The following is an 18,254-nucleotide window of genomic DNA, read 5'->3' as shown; positions in this document are numbered from 1 at the left end:
GTCAGCCGTCGTGGGGGCGGGAAGCCTGGGCTTCCCGAGCTGTGGAATCAGACACCTCAGCAGTGCCGTGTAAGGGTGCCGTCGGCGCATCCGTCATCAGTGCGCTCAGCGGACGGCTGGCCAGCGGCAGGTCAGCCATCGAGGTCATGCAATCGAGCAACGCCTGCTCATCACCGGCAGGCGTCTCGCCCGCGGCCAGCGCGAAGAAGCGCTTCGCCAGGGCGATGTCGGCGTAGATGGCGGCCTTGAGGGCTTCCAGGCCATCGAAACGCTGCTCACCGCGCAGGAAGGCGCAGAAGCTGACGCGCATCGGCTGGCCGTAGAGGTCTTCCGCGAAGTCCAGCAGATGGACCTCGAGCACCGGCCGCGGCGTGCCGACCGTCGGGCGCCAGCCGATGTTGGCCACCGCCGGACAGTCGCGGCCGTCGGCAAGGTGCGCCATCACCGCGTAGACGCCGGAGACCGCCAGCGGCGCATTCGGCAGCGGCAGGTTGGCGGTCGGCACGCCCAGCGTGCGGCCCAGTTGGCGGTCCGCGACCACGCGTCCCTGCCAGTGGTGGGCACGCCCCAGCAACCGGGCGGCCAGCGCCATGTCGCCTGCGGCCAGCACCTCACGCACGCGGGTACTGGAAACACGCTCACCGGCGATCTCGAAGGTGCGGGTATGCTCCACCGCGAAGCCTTCGGCGGCGCCGATGCGCTCCAGCAGCGCGAAGTCTCCGGCGCGATCGCAGCCGAAGCGGAAGTCGTCACCGACCACCAGATGACGCACTCCGAGGCCATCGATCAGCACCTGCTCGATGAACTCGCGTGCCGACAGCGAGCGCAGCGTCTCATTGAAGGGCAGACACAGTACGCGCTCGGCGCCATGGCTGCCCAGCAGACGCACCTTGTCCGCCAGACGCGTCAGCCGCGGCGGCGCCTTGTCACCCGCGAAGAACTCACGCGGCTGCGGCTCGAACACCACCACCGTGGCGGGCAGACCATAGGCCGCCGCGCGCTCGCGAAGTTGCTCCAGAATCGCCTGGTGGCCGAGATGCACGCCATCGAAATTGCCGATGGTGGCCACACAGCCGCGACTGCCATCCTGCTTGCGCAGGCGGGCGAGATTGTGGAGTCCTCTGATCAAGTCCATGCGTGCATCACACAAGCCGCCGAAAGTGGTCGATTATAGCGAAGGGGCACGGCGCTGACAGCCACCGTTGCCCCGCCAGGGAGAAAACAGCTGGAACCGAGGGCACCAACCTGCGTGGCACTCGGGCAGCAGACTCAGCTCTGCATGCGGAAATGGCGCGGGCGGACACCGCACAGCCCCAACCACACCGCATAGGCCAGTACACCGCCGACGACCAGCGCTCCCATCATCGCACAGCGCTCCCACAGGCCCCAACCAAGCCAGGTGGTCCAGTCCGGCGACAGCCACATCAGGCCGCCGCCCATCAGGGCACAACCGCCGATCAGGGTCAGCGAATAGCGTCCCCAGCCGGACTGGAAGCGCAGCACGCCGTCACGATACAGGCCGCGTGCCAGCAGACCCGCATTGAGGAAGGCCGACAGCGCCGTGGCCAGCGCGAGCCCGGCGTGCGCCAGCGGCACGATCAGCGCCAGGTTGAAGGCCATGTTGGCGACCATCGCGATGATACCGATCTTGACCGGCGTTTTCGTGTCCTGACGTGCATAGAAGCCCGGCGCCAGCACCTTGATCAACATGAAGGCCAGCAGACCGAAGCTGTAGGCACGCAGACTCTGGGCCGACATCACCACATCGTTGTCGGTCATCGCGCCGTAGTGGAACAGCGTGATCAGCAGGGGTTCGGCCAGCACGCCGAGCGCCAGCGCCGCCGGCACACCGATCAACAGCACCGAACGCAGCGCCCAGTCGAGCATCTTCTGGAAGTGCTCCAGTGATTGCTCGGCGTGGCGTTTGGAGAGTGCCGGCAGAATCACCGTCCCGATGGCGATGCCGATGATGCCCAGCGGCAGCTCGACCAGACGGTCGGAGTAATAGAGCCACGACACGCTGCCGGTGACCAGAAACGAGGCCAGCACGGTATCCAGCAGCAGATTGATCTGCGAGACCGAGACACCGAACAGCGCCGGGGTCATCAACTTGAGGATGCGGCGCACGCCTTCATGGGCGAAATTCGGCCATGGCTTGGGCATCAGGCCAAGCCGCAGCAGGAACGGCACCTGGAACAGCAACTGCACGCCACCTGCGATCAGCACGCCCCAGGCCAGCGCCATGGCGGGTGTCTCGAAGCGCGGGGCCAGCAACAGTGCCGCGCCGATCAGACTCAGATTGAGCAGCACCGGCGTGATGGCCGGCACCGCAAAGCGATTCCAGGTATTGAGCACGCTGCCTGCGAAGGCGGTCAGCGAGATCAGCAGCAGATACGGGAAGGTCAGGCGCAGCATGTCGCCGGTCAGCGCCAGCTTGCCGGCATCGTCACCGAACCCGGGCGCGAAGACCCACACCAGCCAGGGCGCACACAGCATCGCAAGCGCGGTGATCAACGCGAGTATGACGCCAAGACTGCCGCTGACGGCGTCCAGCAACTCGCGGACCTCTTCCCGCGTCCGGCGAGTCGCATACTCCGACAGCACCGGAATGAAGGCCTGGTTGAAGGCACCCTCGGCAAACAGGCGGCGCATGAAGTTGGGGATCTTGAAGGCGACGAAGAAGGCATCTGCCCCGCTGCCGGCCCCCAGCAGGGATGCGATGGTCACATCGCGCGCCAGGCCCAGCACGCGCGACAGCATCGTCATCACGCTGACGATCAACCCGGAGCGCAGCAGACCACCCCGCACCGGCAGGCTGTCGCCCGAGCGGGTCTCGCCCTGGGCACTCGCCTGTGAAGCCGACTGCGCGGCGGCCTCGGCCTTGCCGTCTTCTCCCCTGACTTCCTTCTCGCCTGCGGGCGACTCATCCTGCGGCTTGCTCACCCTGACACCCCTCTCGCTTCCCTGACCTGACACCGATGTCATCCACTCGACAGACAGACACAAAAAAACCGGCCGAAGCCGGTTTTTTCACACTCACACGTCTTAGACAGCCAGTGCCTTGACGCGAGTGTTCAGACGGCTCTTCAGACGAGCGGCCTTCTTCTTGGACAGAATGTCCTTGTCGGCGTAACGGTCGAGGACCTTCTGCGCGACATTGAAAGCGGCCATGGAAGCAGCGTGATCGCCAGTCTTGACGGTCTTCAGCACGTTCTTGATGCTGGTACGCACGGCGGAACGCTGTGCGGAGTTGTGCTGACGACGAACTTCAGCCTGACGAGCGCGCTTACGTGCTTGCTTGGAATTTGCCACTTTGATGCTCCTTATGAGTCCACCCGTAGGCGCGTACTCATGAACTTGAATTTGGAAGACGTTGTCGCACCGCGACAGCGAGTCCGATCATCTCTCGCCTTTCGACACTGAAGTGAAGACTTTCGAGAAATCAGCGACTTGACGTGGAAGCCCCGTCAAACCTTCGCCATCGGGGCGGACCAGCACCCGACAGGACGGCAGAGTCTAGCATGACCCGAGCGTATATCGCCAGTCTGAGCTTGCCTGCGCCGGCCCCAGGCACAGAGCCAAGCACAGAGCCAGGAAGCAGGCCTCATGGGTGCTACAGCACGATGAGGTTGTCGCGGTGGATCAGTTCCGGCGCCTCGACATAGCCCAGCGTGGCCTCGATCTGATGGCTGGGCAGGCCGAGAATCCGCCCCGCATCTTCGGCGCTGTAATTCACCAGGCCCTTGGCGATGCGCTGGCCGGATTCATCGACGCACTGCACCAGGTCACCGCGCTTGAAGGCGCCCTCGATCTTCCTGACGCCCACCGGCAACAGGCTGGAGCCACGCGTGGTCAACACATTGACGGCGCCGGCATCCAGCGTCAGGGTGCCGCGCACCTGCAGCTGCCCCGCGATCCAGCGCTTGCGCGCCGCGATCGGCGCATGCTCCGGCAAGAGGAGCGTGCCGAAGCGCTCACCGGAAGCCAGCCGGGTGATGACCTCGGGCTGACGACCAGAGGCGATCACGGTCAATGCGCCACTGCGCGCCGCCAGACGCGCCGCGCGCACCTTGGTCGCCATGCCGCCACGCCCGAGCACGCCACCGCCGCCGGCCACCTTGACCAGTATCGGGTCATCGGCCTGGGCTTCCTCGATCAGGCTGGCCGCCGGGTCATGACGCGGGTCGGCATCATAGAGGCCTTCCTGATCGGTGAGCAGCAACAGCGCATCGGCCTCGAGCAGGTTGGCGACCAGCGCACCGAGGGTGTCGTTGTCGCCGAAGCGGATCTCGTCGGTGACCACGGTGTCGTTCTCGTTGATCACCGGCACCACCCGCAGGTCGACCAGGGTGCGCAGCGCCGAGCGTGCATTCAGGTAGCGCTTGCGGTTGGAGAGGTCATCGTGGGTCAGCAGAATCTGCGCCGTGGTCAGTCCATGACGATGGAAATGCTCTTCATAGCACTGGGTCAGGCCATTCTGACCGACCGCCGCTGCCGCCTGCAGCTCATGCACGCCGCTGGGGCGAGCCGACCAGCCCAGCCGCGACATGCCAACGGCGATCGCCCCGGAGGACACCACGATCACCTCGACACCCCGCGCGTGCAGCGCCGCGATCTGATCGACCCAACGGCCGATACCGGCATCATCCAGCCCGCGGCCATCGTCGGTCAGCAGCGCACTGCCGATCTTGACCACTACGCGTCGTGCATTGGCCAAGGCCTCGCGCCCCGTCTGACTGCCCAGTTCCGCCACTTCCGCCACCTTCTGCTCCGACACCGTGCTCTCTCCTGTCATGTAATCCCTCGCCCGGCAGGCTCTGCCTCCCTGCTTGCCATTGTCTGCTCCCGCCCGCCCGCTGTCATCACTCCTCGCCGGCCCCGACAACGAAAACGCCCCGCCGCGAGACCATGAGGTTCGGGGCGGGGCGTGAATCGCGAAGCGGGTCGCTCGTCACTCAGTGGCTGCCGCGCAGGACAGCCACCGGACGAACTGAGACCTCAGGGCGCGTATTCGACTTCGACGTCGTAATCGTCGTCATTGAAGTCGTCATCGTCCTCTTCTTCGTCATCCTTCTTGCGCTTGCGACGTGTCAGGCGCTCTTCAGCGCGCTCCAGCGACTCGTTCTCCATGCGCGCCAGCAAGGCGGCATGTGCCTCGGCAGCTTCCGGATCTTCCGCCAGCTGCAGGCGTTGCTCGCCCAGCCAGCGGTGAGCGGCCTGCACCAGCTCCTGAGTGCCGATACCACTGGCCGCGGAGACGACGAACAGCTCGCCTTCCCAGCCCAGGCGCTCGACGAGGTCCTTGACCATCGCGTCGCGATCGTCCTCGGGCAGCAGGTCGATCTTGTTGATCACCAGCCAGCGCGGCAGCTCCGTCAGTGCCGCGGAGAAGTTCTTGAGCTCCTTGAGGATCGCCTCGACCGCATAGGCCGGGTCGCTCTCGTCAAAGGGCGCAATATCCACCACGTGCAGCAACAGGCGCGTACGCGTCAGGTGCTTGAGGAAGCGCAGACCCAGGCCAGCGCCATCAGCAGCGCCTTCGATCAGACCGGGGATATCGGCCATCACGAAGTGCTGGTGGCTACCGATCTTCACGACACCGAGGTTCGGCACCAGGGTGGTGAACGGGTAGTTGGCGACCTTGGGCTTGGCGGCGGAGACGGCGCGGATCAGCGTCGACTTGCCGGCATTCGGCATGCCGAGCAGACCGACATCTGCCATCACCTTCATCTCGAAACGCAGGTTGCGACGCTCACCCCAGGTTCCCTTGGAGGTCTGGCGCGGCGCGCGGTTGGTCGAGGACTTGAAGTGGATGTTACCCAGGCCACGACGTCCGCCCTGCGCGACCAGCAACAGCTGACCGATTTCCGTCACGTCACCGATGATCTCGAGGGTTTCCTCGTCGATCACGGTGGTGCCGACCGGCACCTTGACGATCAGATCCTCGCCCGCCTTGCCTGCCATCTGGCGGCCTTGACCGGCATCGCCGCTCTCCGCCTGATAGTAGCGCTGGAACTTGAAGTCGATCAGGGTATTGAGGGAGTCATCCCCGATCAGGTACACACTGCCGCCGTGCCCGCCGTCGCCCCCATCGGGACCACCGCGCGGCACGTATTTTTCACGGCGAAAACTCAGGCAACCATTGCCGCCACGTCCGGCCTCTACAATGATCGACGCTTCATCAAGGAACTGCATGCTGCTCTCTCCTGACGACGACCCGGGCCGTCATGCGACAAAAAAGCCCCGCCTGAGCGGGGCTTCCTTGCAGACTGCCATGCGACACCGGGGCATCGAGCAGTCTGCGTAAGCTGTCAGACGTTTCAGGCAGAAACGATGCTGACGAACTTGCGGTTCTTCGGACCCTTGGTCTCGAACTTCACGTGGCCGTCGGCCAGCGCGAAGAGAGTGTGGTCCTTGCCGATGCCGACGCCAGTACCAGCGTGGAAACGGGTGCCGCGCTGACGCACGATGATGTTGCCGGCGATAGCCGCTTGGCCACCGAACAGCTTCACACCAAGGCGCTTGGATTCAGAATCGCGACCGTTGCGGGTAGAGCCCGCCGCCTTCTTATGTGCCATTGGATAATTCTCCTATGGTGGGTAGCACTGCAATTAAGCAGAGATACCAGTGATCTTGACTTCGGTGAACCACTGACGGTGGCCCGCACGACGCATGGAGTGCTTCCGGCGACGGAACTTGATGATGGTGACCTTGTCGCCACGGCCGTGAGACACGACCTCGGCAGAAACCTTGGCACCTTCAACCAGCGGAGCGCCGACCTTGATGTCGTCGCCTTCAGCGACCATCAGGACTTCGTCAAACTGGATAGCTTCGCCAGTCGCGACTTCAAGCTTCTCGAGCTTCAGGGTCTGGCCTTCCTGAACGCGGTACTGCTTGCCACCGCTCTTGATAACTGCGTACATGATTCTCTCCATCGGACTCATCAAGGGTGTGCTCTTGGGTGGCCTGCTGCGAGTGGCGCCCCTTCTGGAGCCATCTGACAGGGAGCGGGATGAGTCACGGCCGCGTATTATAGCGCCACGTGCCGCGACCGACAAGCAATGTCAAGGTTTACGCGACCAATCGGCCGCCAGCCAGCATCCTTGCGCGGGTGCACGCCTTGACGGCCATAGGGGTGCCCCATAGCATTACCGCCAAACGGCACGCCACGGCGGCCTCACCTCTCGCTACGGGCACGACGATCTCATGCAAGCCGACGCATCGACCCTTCACGCGGCAGTGGCAGATGACTTCGCCGCCGTCGACCGCACCATCCTCGCGCAGCTCGAGTCGCGCGTGCCGCTGGTCCAGACCATCGGTCAGTACATCATCCAGAGTGGTGGCAAACGCCTGCGCCCGGTGCTGGTGCTGCTGGCGGCCCGCGCGCTGGGCTATCAAGGCGAGAAACACGTTCATCTGGCCGCGCTGATCGAATTCATGCACACCTCGACCCTGCTGCACGATGATGTCGTGGATGAATCCAGCCTGCGGCGTGGCCGCTCCACCGCCAATGACACCTGGGGCAATGCGCCTTCGGTGCTGGTCGGTGACTTCCTCTATTCGCGCTCCTTCCAGATGATGGTCGAAGTCGGCTCGATGGACGTGATGGCGATTCTCTCCGCCGCCACCTGCACCATCGCCGAGGGCGAAGTCCTGCAGCTGACCAATATCGGCAATGCCGACATTGATGAAGCCGCCTACTTCGAGACCATCCACGGCAAGACCGCCATGCTGTTCGAGGCGGCCGCACATGCCGGCGCGATTCTGGCCAGGGAAACCGACGACACCGTCACCCCGGCACAGGTCAGCGCGCTGCAGAACTATGGCCGCTACCTGGGCCTCGCCTTCCAGCTGATCGATGATCTGCTCGACTATCAGGGCGATGCCGAGACCATGGGCAAGAACGTCGGTGATGACCTGGCCGAAGGCAAGCCGACCCTGCCGTTGATTCGCGCCATGCAGGTCGGCAGCCCGGCGCAGGCCAGTCTGGTGCGCGGCGCCATCGAGAAAGGTGGGCTGGAGCAGCTCGACGAGGTACTGGAAGTGGTGCGCCTCACGGGCGGCCTCGACTATACCCGCAGCCGTGCCCAGGAGATGGCCGACAACGCCCTGAGCGAGCTCAAGGCACTGCCGGAGAGCGAATTCCGCGACAGCCTCGAGCGCATCGCGCTGTTGAGCGTCGGCCGCCAGGCCTGATACCCGCATGGCGATGGCCTGCCTGGCAGGTCGTCAGCCAGTGGGTCAGTCAGTCCATCAAGACAGCAGAAAAGCGCCGCCAACGTGGCGAGAAGCGCCGGCAGGATGAGGTGAAGAGAAGTGCGCTTCTCGACAGCGGAATTGCCCCTTGAGACTCAGATAAAACTTTTTGACCTCAAGGGCTTGCAAAGCAAAGCTGCCTGCGTATAATTCACCTCCGTCGAGACAAGCTCACGACGCATCGGAGTATAGCTCAGCTTGGTAGAGCGCTGCCTTCGGGAGGCAGAGGTCGTAGGTTCGAATCCTGCTACTCCGACCAGATATATGAAAAAGCCGCTGATCACTGATCAGCGGCTTTTTTGATGCTGGAAGGTTTTCCCTGCCTCACAAGCTTCCTTCTGCTTGCTCGCGCCTGCGACGCGCTCCCCAACGCGCTACATCCCTCAGGATGCCCCATGCACACACTGCGTCTTGCCTTGCTGTCCCTGCTGCTGACCTCACTGCTCTCCGCCTGCGCCACCCCGCGCGCCCAATGGGAAAAGCCCGGCGCCAACAGCACACAAGCCCACAATACCTATGCGGGCTGCCAGTACGAGCTTGGCCTGACCGACAATTCCGCCAACGAGAAGCAGACACTGCTGAAATACTGCATGGAGCGCGACGGCTACCGCCTGCAGAGTTACTGATTCATAGCGCGCACTGAACCATATCGAGCGGCGAGTCAGTCGGACATCCAGCTGTCACTCGCCTTGCGGGCCCGCTCGCGACCAGCACGTTCACGGTCGCGGCGGGCCTTTTGCTTGAGGTAGTAACTGCGCAGGGCAAGGCCGAGACCGAAGGCCAGCATCAGGGCGAATACCAGGCCCTGCCAAGGGCGGGCGGCATCGCCAAGCCAGGTCTCCAGCGCGACGATGGCGATCAGACCAGTGGCCTGACTGGCAACGGCGATCGCACGGCTACGGTCATAATGATGTGACAGCATGGGGATATCCTTGCAGCGTCCTCGCGGCAGAGCATTGATCAGTGCGCGAGGCGTGGATGTCGAAGTCCGTCGATTATCGCATACTCGAGCCTCGCGACTGCAGCGACTGCCGAGCGTTTGCCAAGCGCCTGCCACATACAGGCCGACAGGCATTGCTGCCCTGAACGCCTCCCCGGACACCGCCAGAGGATAACCGCATGGACGCCATCGCCCTGGGCCCTGCCCTGATTTCCGTCGAACGCCTCTATGCCTTCGTGGCAGCCCTGGTGATGCTGATCGAGTTCTCGCTGCTGATTCGTCTGCTGGCACGCATGCACGCCAGGGGCACGACCGCGCCCGCTCACGATTCACCGCCGCTGAGCCCCTCGCGCTGGTTCAATCGCATGCTGGTCAGCTGGGTGATCGGTGCGCGCCTCACTCATGTCGCGCTGCACTGGGCAAGTTATCAGCAGGCACCGCTGGATATCCTCAAGCTGTGGCAACCGGGCTACCACCTGCTCGGCGGCATGCTGGCCGCGACCCTGGCCAGCCTGTGGCTGCTGCGCCGGCATGGCGCGATTCGCCAGGTCATCGCGCTGGGTAGTCTGACCCTGGGCCTGACCGCCTTCCTCGGCCTCAAGCAACTCGACCCGCTGGGCAATGACTCCGCCATCGAGGCGATGCCTGCCATCACCCTCAATCATCTGGATCGCCGCCCCGTCGCGCTGAATGACATCCGGGACGAGCGCGTGATCGTCAATCTGTGGGCCACCTGGTGCCCGCCCTGCCGGCGCGAGATGCCACTGCTGGCTGAGGCCGATCAGACACCCGGCGTCACCGTGGTACTCGCCAATCAGGGCGAGCAGGCACTGGCGGTGACCCGCTTTCTGAAAAGCGAACAGCTGACGCTCGAGTACGCGCTGCTCGACCCCGCCATGCAACTGATGGCGCTGGCCGAGGCGCAGGGACTGCCCGCGACCCTCGTCTTCGATGGCGACGGACAGCTGATCGAGCGTCATATCGGCGAGCTGAGCCGCGCCCAGCTGGACGCCCTGCTACCGGCGTCACAGCCATAGTGCGACACGCCGCTGGCCTCGCTCGGTGCGACAAAGACGCTCGCCACAAGAAAAGGCGCTTAAGCCACGGCGTCTGATCCGGTAAGATACCGCGCCCCTGTATTCCCGATTCCCGTCTTTGTCCTACCCCGAGGCTTCATGAGCGACTTCATTCCCGGTCAGCGCTGGATCAGTGACGGCGAGGCTGATCTCGGCCTTGGCACCATCCTCAATGTCGACTTCCGCACCGTCACCGTGCTCTTTGCCGCCAGCGAAGAAACCCGCACCTACAGTCTGCGCGAAGCGCCCCTTACCCGGGTGGCCTTCGGCAATGGCGACCGCATCCAGTCCGACGATGGCGAATGGCTGATCGTCGATGACTTCAAGGAAGTGCGCGGCCAGATCGTCTACATCTGTGAGCGCAGCGGCGAACATGCCGGCGAGCTCATCGAGCTTCCCGAAGCCCGCCTGAACGACAAGATGCAGTTCAATCAGGCGCGTGACCGCCTGCTGACCGGCCAGGTCGACCGCAATGACTGGTTCGACCTGCGCTACCGCACCCTGCGCCACTTCCATCGTGTCGAGCAGAGCCCGGCGCTGGGTCTGTCCGGCCCCAAGGTCGATCTGGTGCCGCACCAGCTCTACATCGCCGATGAAGTCTCGCGACGTCACGCACCGCGCGTACTGCTGGCCGATGAAGTCGGCCTCGGCAAGACCATCGAAGCCGGCCTGATCCTGCACCGCCTGCTGCTCAGCGGCCGCGCCAGCCGAGCGCTGATCCTGGTACCGGCGAGCCTGACCCACCAGTGGCTGGTCGAGATGCTGCGCCGCTTCGCGCTGGATGTCTCACTGCTCGACGAGGAGCAGTGCAAGGCCTACGGCACGCGCAATCCCTTCGAAGGCAACCAGATCATTCTGGCCAGCCAGGACTGGCTGTTCGCCAACCCGTCGCGTCAGGTCCAGGCTGCTGCCTGCGATTGGGACATGCTGATCGTCGATGAGGCCCATCACCTCGACTGGAGCGAAGACAAGGTCGGCCCGGGCTACGCCTGTGTCGAATCCCTCGCTCGCCAGACCGCCGGTGTGCTGCTGCTGACCGCCACACCGGAGCAGATGGGACTCGAGAGCCATTTCGCGCGCCTGCGCCTGCTCGACCCGGAGCGCTATCACGACATCGAGCGCTTCAAGGCCGAGGAACAGGGCTATGTGGCCGTCGCCAGCGCCATCGACGCCCTGGAAGCGCTGCCCGCCGATCAATCCGGTCTCGACAGCCTCGCCAGCGTGCTGGATGACAGCGACAGCCGCGCCCTGCTCGACACCCTGATGGACAGCGATGCCGACGATGCCCAGCGCGACAGCGCGCGTCGCCAGCTGCGCGACCAGCTGCTCGACCGCCACGGCACCGGCCGCGTGATGTTCCGCAACTCACGCACCCATGTCGCCGGCTTCCCCGAGCGTCGCCTGCACGTCCACGAGCTGGAGCTGCCCTCCTCCTACCGTCGCGTGGTGCGCAAGCTGGAGCGTGACGAGGACTATCTCGATGATCTGCTGATCGAGACCGGCATGAACCACCCCGAGGTGGTGCTGTTCCTCGACGAGATGTATCGCGCCCTGCCCGATGACCGCATGAACGCGGAACCCTGGTGGCAGATCGACCCGCGCGTCATGTGGCTGCTGGAAACCCTGACCGACCTCGGCAACGAGAAGGCGCTGGTGATCTGCCATACCGCCGATACCGCGCGTGAGCTGTCCGAAGGCCTGCGCGTACTGGGCGGTGTGCATGCACCGGTCTTCCATGAGGGCATGAGCCTGGTCGAGCGCGACCGCGCCGCCGCGGCCTTCGCCTCCGAAGAGGAAGGCGTGCAGCTGCTGGTGTGCTCGGAAATCGGCTCGGAAGGTCGCAACTTCCAGTTCTGTCACCACCTGGTGATGTTCGACCTGCCGGTACACCCGGACCAGCTCGAACAGCGCATCGGGCGCCTGGACCGCATCGGTCAGCAGTTCCCGATCGAGATCCACGTGCCGGTCTTCGAAGGCTCGCCGGGTGCCCAGCTGCTGCGCTGGTACCGTGACGGCATGGACGCCTTCAGCGCGCCGCACGGCATCGGCAGCGAGCTCTACGCCCAGTTCGGCGACGAGCTGGAAGAAGCCCTGCTCGACAGCGAAGAGATCGACAGCATCATCGAGCAGACCCGCGAGCGCTTCGACGCCCTGCAGGAAGAGCGTCAGTCCGGCCGCAACCGCCTGCTGGAACTCAATGCCTGCCGTCACGAGCGCGCCGAGGAAGTCATCGCCGCCATCGAGACGCTGGACAACGACAAGGCACTGCCCGGCTATCTGGAGCGCGCCTTCGACATCTTCGGCATCGAGAGCCGGGACCTCGGCGACGGCATCACCTATCTGGCGCCGGGCCCGCACATGCTCGACGGCCTGCCGGGGCTGGTGAAGGGTGAGGAAGGCTTCAGCGTCACCAGTGACCGCGCCACCGCGCTGTCACGCGAAGACGTGCAGCACCTGTCGTGGGAGCACCCGCTGGTACGCGAGATGCTGGTCCGCATCCTGGACGGCTCGATGGGCAACACCGCGCTGGCGCTGCTCAAGCACCCGGCGATTCCCGGTGGCCGCCTGATGACGGAAGTGGTGTTCCGCACCCAGTCCACCGCGCCGCGCGGCCTGCGTCTGGGCCGCTTCCTGCCGCCGACCGCCATCCGTGTGCTGCTGGATGAAACCGGCAGCAACCTGTCCGACAAGGTGTCCTTCGGCGGTCTGGCCAAGAACCTCAAGCCGGTCAAGAAGGCGGTCGCGCGCGACCTGATCAAGCAGAGCCACGCCACGCTGCGCAAGCTGATGAGCGATGCCGAGCAGGAAGCCGAGCGCGAACTGCCGACCATCGTCGAGCAGGCCCAGCAGCAGATGCGCGAGCAGCTCAGTGCCGAACTGGCGCGCCTGGAAGCCCTGGCCAGCCACAACCCGGCCGTGCGCGAGGAAGAGCTCGAAGCGCTGCGTCAGGAGCGTGCCGCGCTGGATGGCGCCATCGAGACCACCCGTCTGCGTCTGGACAGCGTGCGCGTCATCGTCACCGTGGATGCCCACGAGCGTTGAGCTGACCCCAGGCGTCAGTGATGCACCTGAAACGCCCCACCTGCCATCGGCAGGTGGGGCGTTTTGCCGTGTGCGCCAGCGACAATGCCCCGCTGGACTTGCCAGATCGACCAGCGGCCGCGACGATGCCATCGCTTGCGTGTCACGATTCGCGGCCCATCACGTACGCTTCATCACTTCCGCTTCACCCCTATCGTTTCATCCTATCGTTTCATTACTACAGAGCACCCTCATGGCGAGATCATATCCAGAGAGCGACGAGGCAGCGTCAGGGCAGAGCTGGCAGGGAGAGCGCCTGGCCGAGGAAGGCGAGCGTGTCGCGAAGGTGGGGCTGTCGCTGCTGGCCGCAGGCGATGACTGGTGGGCCATCGACAAGCCGGCTGAGCTGCCCTCGGTGCCGGGGCGTGATCCCTCGCGCTTCGACAGTGTCCATTCGCGCCTGTGCCAGCTGAGCGACGATACCCGCGCCGTGCACCGTCTGGATGTGGCGACCTCCGGGGTGCTGCTGGTGGCGCGCAATGTCGAGGGCCAGCGGCGGCTGTCGCGGCTCTTCCAGTCGCGCACCATCGAGAAACGCTACCTGGCCGTGGTGGCAGGTCATCTCACGCCCGCCGAGGGCAGCATCGCCCTGCCGCTGCGCTGTGACTGGCCACGCCGCCCGCGTCAGATCGTCGACTTCACGCATGGCAAGTCGGCACTGACGCATTATCGGGTCGAGCAGCATCTGACGCTCGAGGGCCGGCGCCCGGATGGTACGCCCCAGACCCTCGCCGCCAGTCGTGTATCGCTGACGCCGCATACCGGGCGCTCACACCAGCTACGCCTGCATATGCTGGCGCTCGGCCATCCGATCATCGGCGATGGCTTCTATGCGCGCGGAGCGGCACTCAATGCCAGCCCGCGCCTGTTGCTGCATGCGGCGCGCCTGGTGATTCCGCCAGCCAGCGACAGCGATGCGCCGCCACTGGTGCTGGAAGCGCCGCTGCCCTTCTAGCGGCGCCTTGCTGCCAAGGCTCACTTGCGTGACAGGATATCGGCGAAGGCCACGTCGAGGGTCGGGTAGTCGAAGGTGAAACCGGCAGCCAGCAGACGCGCCGGCACCATGCGGGCGCCTTCCAGCAGCAGGGTACTCATCTCCCCCAGCCCCAGCTCAAGCGCCTTGGCCGGCAGCGGCAGGATCGCCGGACGCCCCAGACCGCGAGCCAGAGCATGGGTGAAGCCCATGTTGGTGACCGGATGCGGCGCGCTGGCATTGAAGGCACCGCTGAGACTGTCATCCCCCAGCAGACGCTCGATGATGCGAATCATGTCGTGGCGGTGAATCCACGGCATGTAATGGCGCCCATCACCCAGCCGTCCTCCGAGCCCGAGCTTGAAGGGCGTCAGCAGCTTGGCCAGCGTGCCGCCATCGGCCTCCATCACCAGGCCAGTGCGGATGATGGCCAGCCGCACGCCGTATTCGGTGACGGGCATGGCGGCCGCTTCCCAGTCGCGACACAGGCGATGATTGAAATCGTCGTGGGGCGTCGCCTGCTCGTCGATCTCGACATCGTCCGGCTCGCCCGCCTTGGGCTGTGCGCCGTAATAGCCCATCGCCGAGCCGGACACCATCACCTGCGGTGGATGGCCTTCGGCGGCCAGCTGCTGACACAGCATCACCAGATGCTCGGTGGTCTCCAGCCGCGAACGCCGTAGCTCACGCTTATGGTCCTCACTCCAACGCCGTCCGGCTATCGACTCCCCCGCCAGATTGACGATGCCCTCAGGCTGCCAATCCTTGAAGGCCAGCGACGAATCCGCCGCGACCACCGTCAGCCCCAGGTCGGCAAACTGGCGCTCAGCACGCTCCGGGCGGCGCGACACGACCGCCAGCGAGTGACCCGCAGCGGCCAGTGACTGACACAGCGCCTGGCCGACGAACCCCGTTGCACCCGTTATCAATATTCGCATGTTGCCCTCCTCGGCGATGAAGCATCGAGTGTGCCGACTTCCGCCATAAATCTATACTTACATTGTACAATTATGCGCAAGAAGTTAACTTTAGCGTATCTGCTGTCGGGTCACATGACGACCCGTCCCCCCTGAACACCGTCCGCGCAGGAGTCGCCTCCAGATGCCAGTATCGTCCATCGCCATCATCGGTGCCGGTATCGCCGGATTGTCAGCCGCTACCCGACTGGCCGCACAGGGCCATGCGGTGACGATATTCGAGAAGGCACGCGGCCCCGGCGGACGCCTGGCCAGTCGCCGCACGAGCGAAGGCCCCATCGACATCGGCGCGCAATACTTCACGGCGCGTGACCCACGCTTCCAGTCCGCGCTCGAGCAGTGGCGGACCGCAGGCGTCGTCGCAACTTGGGGTGAGAGACTGTTGAGCCTCGGCAAGTCGCCATCTGACGAGAGCCAATGGCAGCGGCTGCGCGATGATTCCACCCGCTACGTGGCCAGTCCGCGCATGAGCGCCCTGAGCCGCCACCTCAGTGAACAGCTGCCGGCCCACGCCAGTCTGCACAGCGAAACGCGCATCACGCGCCTGATCGCGGACGAAGGCACAGCATCAGGCAAGCGCTGGCGGCTCGAGGACAGTCACGGAGATCACCACGGCCCCTTCGATCACGTGGCGATCAGCGCACCGGCGCCGCAGGCACGCGCCCTGCTGAGCACGGCCGGTACCGACGCCCAGGGGGCGGCGCTCTGCGAGGACTCGCTGGCCCCGGCCCTGAGTGAGGCGCTGGCGCAGGTGGAGATGGCGCCGACCTGGACACTGATGGCCACTCTGGAGACGCCGCTACCCGCACTGGGGGGCGACGCCGACTGGCAAGGGTTGCTGGTCAGTCGCGGTGATGATGGCCCGCTGCGCTGCGTGATGCGCCAGCATTCGCGCCCCGGCCGCCAGACACCGTCACATGCCAAGGAGACCCTGAGCAAAGAAACCCTGAGCCTGCTGGCGACCGCCGGCTGGAGCCGAGCGAATCTGGAGAAGTCGCCACAGGAAGTCGCGACCTTGCTGTGGCAGGCCTTCGAGGCACTGCCGGAGATCCGCGAGCTGGCGCCGGGCTGGAGCCAGGGCAAGGTCACCCTCACGGCGCATCGCTGGCGCTACGCTCACCCGACCCAGACACTGCTGCAGACCTCAGCGGCAACCGGCCACAATGCCCATGCCCACAATGTCCATGGCCACAATGTCTGCGGCCAGAGGAGATCCGGGCTATGGCTGGCCGGAGACGCCCTGCGTGGCCCGCGCGTCGAAGACGCCTGGCTGTCAGGACACGAGGTAGCCGAACAGCTGCTCAACACCCTCGCCGACAGCTGATACGCTGCCTCGACCCCTCATCGCCCACAGGATAGCTGCATGACTACGTCCACTGATCACGACAACGCCTTGATTCTATTGGCCCATGGGTCACGTGACCCGCGCTGGCGCGAGCCCTTCGAGGCACTGGAAGCCACACTGGCTTCCCGCCTCAAGCGCCCGACGCGTCTGGCCTATATGGAACTGTGCGATCCGCTGCTGACCGACACCATCGATGCCCTGGCGGCAGACGGTGCCGCGCGTATCGACATCCTGCCGCTGTTCTTCGCGGCCGGCCGTCATCTGCGCGAGGACGTGCCCGCCATGCTGGAAGACTCGCAGCGCCAGCACCCCGACTGCCCCATCAGTCTGCTTGACCCGGTGGGTGCACATCCGGCCTTTGTCGAGGCCTTGATCCAGATTGTGGAGCAACAGGACAACGCCTAGACGGCCGATTTCATGACGGGACCTTCGGCGTCAAAGGCGCTGTGATGCACCTTCAAAACATGCGCACCGGGGATGCGACGCAGCTTGCCTCTTGTCAGGCTCTGGCGGCTGCGCCATCCTGATGCCCACATGTACAGCTAGTGCACAAGATGCATTGCCGGTATCCCACAGCGCCCCAAGTGACGACACTTCAACTTTACCCTGTGTGTCGTCCTCACCTGTGCTTCACCCGGGATGCCTCGTCACCCAGAGGTAACACCATTCATGACTGACAAGGCCACGGAAACTGCCAGTTCGCCGCTGTTTCCGATCCGCGAAGTCTCTCGCCTGACCGGCGTCAATTCGGTCACGCTGAGAGCCTGGGAACGCCGCTACGGACTGATCGAGCCCCGCCGGACGCCCAAGGGGCATCGCCTGTATGCCCGCGAGGACATCGAGCGGATCGAACACATCCTGCAGTGGCTCAACCGCGGAGTACCTGTCAGCCAGGTACGCGAGCTGCTCGACCAGCCGCAGCCGGAAAGCACGCCGATGCCGGACGAAGGAAGCTGGAGTGGCCAGCAGCAGCTGGCACTGGCCGCCATCGACGCCCAGGACGAGGCGCGCCTGGCCGAGCTGTACAACCAGAGTCTGGCGCTGTACCCGGTCAGCAGCGTGGTCGAGCGCCTGTGGCGTCCGCTGCTCGAGCAGCTCGAGGAGCGCGGTACCGCCACCTTCGGCACCCGCCTGGCCCAGTGCTTCTTCGAGAGCTTCCTGCGTTCGCGCATCGGTGCCCGGCTGGTGTTTGCCAATCAGGAGCGTCACGCCCCGCACATCACGCTGACGCGCCTGCCGGAAGAGCCGGGCCTGAGCTGGCTGCTGCTGTTCGCGCTGGTCGCCAGCGACGCCGGCTATCACGTCAGCCTGCTGGATGGCCCACTGCCGCTGGCGGAGCTGCCGCTGGCCGCAGAGCGCCTGCAGGCACAGGCCGTGGTACTGGTCGGCACCCAGGCCGAGCGCTCGGATGTCATGCGCCGTCAGCTGCCGCGGGTCGCAGAACAATTGAGCGTGCCGCTGGCCATCGCTGGCCCGGCCGCCCAGATTCGCCAGCAGGAGCTGGTAGACGGGCCCATTGAAGGCCTGGGAGCCGACCCGATTCAGGCGGTCGCTCGCCTGAGGTCCTTGATGGCACGTTGATCGCAGGCTCCTGCTCGGCATTGGT

General features: G+C 65.0%; 17 protein-coding genes and 1 tRNA gene. 9 read left to right on the top strand and 9 right to left on the bottom strand.

Going from position 1 to position 18,254, the window contains the following annotated elements:
• Position 1 precedes the first annotated feature (1 nt).
• From ribF to rplU, 7 genes are all read right to left on the bottom strand, one after another.
• Positions 2 to 1,135, bottom strand: a complete 1,134-nt coding sequence (gene ribF, locus ACJJV2_RS00440) for a bifunctional riboflavin kinase/FAD synthetase (RefSeq protein ID WP_153636667.1) — start codon at positions 1,133 to 1,135, stop codon at positions 2 to 4.
• Between the two features lie 134 nt (positions 1,136 to 1,269).
• The gene (gene murJ / locus ACJJV2_RS00435) at positions 1,270 to 2,766 is read right to left on the bottom strand and encodes a murein biosynthesis integral membrane protein MurJ (RefSeq protein WP_405277652.1); all 1,497 of its coding nucleotides are present in this window, start codon (positions 2,764 to 2,766) and stop codon (positions 1,270 to 1,272) included.
• Positions 2,767 to 3,045: 279 nt separating this feature from the next.
• Entirely contained in the window at positions 3,046 to 3,312 is a 267-nt protein-coding gene (gene rpsT, locus ACJJV2_RS00430) for a 30S ribosomal protein S20 (RefSeq protein WP_043335965.1), read from the bottom strand.
• Between the two features lie 301 nt (positions 3,313 to 3,613).
• Positions 3,614 to 4,777, bottom strand: a complete 1,164-nt coding sequence (gene proB / locus ACJJV2_RS00425) for a glutamate 5-kinase (protein ID WP_405277579.1) — start codon at positions 4,775 to 4,777, stop codon at positions 3,614 to 3,616.
• Between the two features lie 221 nt (positions 4,778 to 4,998).
• The gene (gene cgtA / locus ACJJV2_RS00420) at positions 4,999 to 6,195 is read right to left on the bottom strand and encodes an Obg family GTPase CgtA (protein ID WP_043335967.1); all 1,197 of its coding nucleotides are present in this window, start codon (positions 6,193 to 6,195) and stop codon (positions 4,999 to 5,001) included.
• Between the two features lie 125 nt (positions 6,196 to 6,320).
• Entirely contained in the window at positions 6,321 to 6,578 is a 258-nt protein-coding gene (rpmA, locus tag ACJJV2_RS00415; protein ID WP_043335969.1) for a 50S ribosomal protein L27, read from the bottom strand.
• 33 nt (positions 6,579 to 6,611) lie between these two features.
• A complete protein-coding gene (gene rplU / locus ACJJV2_RS00410; RefSeq protein WP_043335971.1) occupies positions 6,612 to 6,923 on the bottom strand; it encodes a 50S ribosomal protein L21 in 312 nt (103 codons plus the stop codon).
• Positions 6,924 to 7,206: 283 nt separating this feature from the next.
• Between rplU and ispB the strand changes: the two genes are divergently transcribed.
• The 3 genes from ispB (at position 7,207) to ACJJV2_RS00395 (ending at position 8,882) form a co-directional block, all read left to right on the top strand.
• Positions 7,207 to 8,196 carry an octaprenyl diphosphate synthase gene (ispB, locus tag ACJJV2_RS00405; protein ID WP_131432825.1) on the top strand — a complete coding sequence of 330 codons (990 nt, stop codon included), beginning with the start codon at positions 7,207 to 7,209 and terminating at the stop codon, positions 8,194 to 8,196.
• A gap of 242 nt (positions 8,197 to 8,438) precedes the next feature.
• A tRNA-Pro gene (locus tag ACJJV2_RS00400) sits at positions 8,439 to 8,515 on the top strand.
• Positions 8,516 to 8,651: 136 nt separating this feature from the next.
• Positions 8,652 to 8,882 (top strand): hypothetical protein, encoded by a 231-nt coding sequence (locus ACJJV2_RS00395; protein ID WP_405277573.1) that lies wholly within the window; start codon positions 8,652 to 8,654, stop codon positions 8,880 to 8,882.
• A gap of 35 nt (positions 8,883 to 8,917) precedes the next feature.
• On the opposite strand, the gene ACJJV2_RS00390 is transcribed toward ACJJV2_RS00395, so the two are convergent.
• On the bottom strand, positions 8,918 to 9,178 hold the full coding sequence (locus tag ACJJV2_RS00390) for a hypothetical protein (RefSeq protein WP_153636672.1): 261 nt from the start codon (positions 9,176 to 9,178) through the stop codon (positions 8,918 to 8,920).
• A gap of 197 nt (positions 9,179 to 9,375) precedes the next feature.
• On the opposite strand from ACJJV2_RS00390, the gene ACJJV2_RS00385 reads away from it, so the two are divergent.
• From ACJJV2_RS00385 to ACJJV2_RS00375, 3 genes are all read left to right on the top strand, one after another.
• Entirely contained in the window at positions 9,376 to 10,233 is an 858-nt protein-coding gene (locus tag ACJJV2_RS00385; RefSeq protein WP_405277569.1) for a prolipoprotein diacylglyceryl transferase family protein, read from the top strand.
• Positions 10,234 to 10,371: 138 nt separating this feature from the next.
• Entirely contained in the window at positions 10,372 to 13,314 is a 2,943-nt protein-coding gene (gene rapA, locus ACJJV2_RS00380) for an RNA polymerase-associated protein RapA (protein ID WP_107335838.1), read from the top strand.
• Positions 13,315 to 13,546: 232 nt separating this feature from the next.
• Positions 13,547 to 14,308, top strand: coding sequence for an RluA family pseudouridine synthase (locus ACJJV2_RS00375; protein ID WP_405277565.1), 762 nt, complete (start codon positions 13,547 to 13,549; stop codon positions 14,306 to 14,308).
• A 20-nt stretch (positions 14,309 to 14,328) separates the two neighbouring features.
• Here ACJJV2_RS00375 and ACJJV2_RS00370 read toward each other — a convergent pair whose 3' ends face one another.
• The gene (locus tag ACJJV2_RS00370) at positions 14,329 to 15,264 is read right to left on the bottom strand and encodes a TIGR01777 family oxidoreductase (protein WP_405277562.1); all 936 of its coding nucleotides are present in this window, start codon (positions 15,262 to 15,264) and stop codon (positions 14,329 to 14,331) included.
• A gap of 163 nt (positions 15,265 to 15,427) precedes the next feature.
• On the opposite strand from ACJJV2_RS00370, the gene ACJJV2_RS00365 reads away from it, so the two are divergent.
• The 3 genes from ACJJV2_RS00365 to ACJJV2_RS00355 all read left to right on the top strand — a co-directional run bounded on the left by ACJJV2_RS00365 (position 15,428) and on the right by ACJJV2_RS00355 (position 18,229).
• Positions 15,428 to 16,627 carry an NAD(P)/FAD-dependent oxidoreductase gene (locus ACJJV2_RS00365; RefSeq protein ID WP_405277559.1) on the top strand — a complete coding sequence of 400 codons (1,200 nt, stop codon included), beginning with the start codon at positions 15,428 to 15,430 and terminating at the stop codon, positions 16,625 to 16,627.
• A gap of 39 nt (positions 16,628 to 16,666) precedes the next feature.
• Positions 16,667 to 17,053 (top strand): sirohydrochlorin chelatase, encoded by a 387-nt coding sequence (locus ACJJV2_RS00360; protein ID WP_043335994.1) that lies wholly within the window; start codon positions 16,667 to 16,669, stop codon positions 17,051 to 17,053.
• A 264-nt stretch (positions 17,054 to 17,317) separates the two neighbouring features.
• Positions 17,318 to 18,229, top strand: coding sequence for a MerR family transcriptional regulator (locus tag ACJJV2_RS00355; protein ID WP_043335996.1), 912 nt, complete (start codon positions 17,318 to 17,320; stop codon positions 18,227 to 18,229).
• Positions 18,230 to 18,254 lie beyond the last annotated feature (25 nt).

Source organism: Cobetia sp. Ld8, from assembly GCF_045066615.1.
Lineage (GTDB): Bacteria > Pseudomonadota > Gammaproteobacteria > Pseudomonadales > Halomonadaceae > Cobetia > Cobetia amphilecti.
The sequence above is the reverse complement of the archived record's forward strand: the minus strand, read 5'-3'. Positions and strand labels throughout refer to the sequence as shown.

What these genes read in the sequence shown, in the direction of transcription:
- ribF (WP_153636667.1), bottom strand. Translation starts at nt 1,135, where the DNA reads ATGGACTTGATCAGAGGACTCCACAATCTCGCCCGCCTGCGCAAGCAG.
- murJ (WP_405277652.1), bottom strand. Translation starts at nt 2,766, where the DNA reads ATGACGATGCTGTCGCGCGTGCTGGGCCTGGCGCGCGATGTGACCATC.
- cgtA (WP_043335967.1), bottom strand. Translation starts at nt 6,195, where the DNA reads ATGCAGTTCCTTGATGAAGCGTCGATCATTGTAGAGGCCGGACGTGGC.
- rpmA (WP_043335969.1), bottom strand. Translation starts at nt 6,578, where the DNA reads ATGGCACATAAGAAGGCGGCGGGCTCTACCCGCAACGGTCGCGATTCT.
- rplU (WP_043335971.1), bottom strand. Translation starts at nt 6,923, where the DNA reads ATGTACGCAGTTATCAAGAGCGGTGGCAAGCAGTACCGCGTTCAGGAA.
- ispB (WP_131432825.1), top strand. Translation starts at nt 7,207, where the DNA reads ATGCAAGCCGACGCATCGACCCTTCACGCGGCAGTGGCAGATGACTTC.
- ACJJV2_RS00395 (WP_405277573.1), top strand. Translation starts at nt 8,652, where the DNA reads ATGCACACACTGCGTCTTGCCTTGCTGTCCCTGCTGCTGACCTCACTG.
- ACJJV2_RS00390 (WP_153636672.1), bottom strand. Translation starts at nt 9,178, where the DNA reads ATGCTGTCACATCATTATGACCGTAGCCGTGCGATCGCCGTTGCCAGT.
- ACJJV2_RS00385 (WP_405277569.1), top strand. Translation starts at nt 9,376, where the DNA reads ATGGACGCCATCGCCCTGGGCCCTGCCCTGATTTCCGTCGAACGCCTC.
- rapA (WP_107335838.1), top strand. Translation starts at nt 10,372, where the DNA reads ATGAGCGACTTCATTCCCGGTCAGCGCTGGATCAGTGACGGCGAGGCT.
- ACJJV2_RS00375 (WP_405277565.1), top strand. Translation starts at nt 13,547, where the DNA reads ATGGCGAGATCATATCCAGAGAGCGACGAGGCAGCGTCAGGGCAGAGC.
- ACJJV2_RS00370 (WP_405277562.1), bottom strand. Translation starts at nt 15,264, where the DNA reads ATGCGAATATTGATAACGGGTGCAACGGGGTTCGTCGGCCAGGCGCTG.
- ACJJV2_RS00365 (WP_405277559.1), top strand. Translation starts at nt 15,428, where the DNA reads ATGCCAGTATCGTCCATCGCCATCATCGGTGCCGGTATCGCCGGATTG.
- ACJJV2_RS00360 (WP_043335994.1), top strand. Translation starts at nt 16,667, where the DNA reads ATGACTACGTCCACTGATCACGACAACGCCTTGATTCTATTGGCCCAT.
- ACJJV2_RS00355 (WP_043335996.1), top strand. Translation starts at nt 17,318, where the DNA reads ATGACTGACAAGGCCACGGAAACTGCCAGTTCGCCGCTGTTTCCGATC.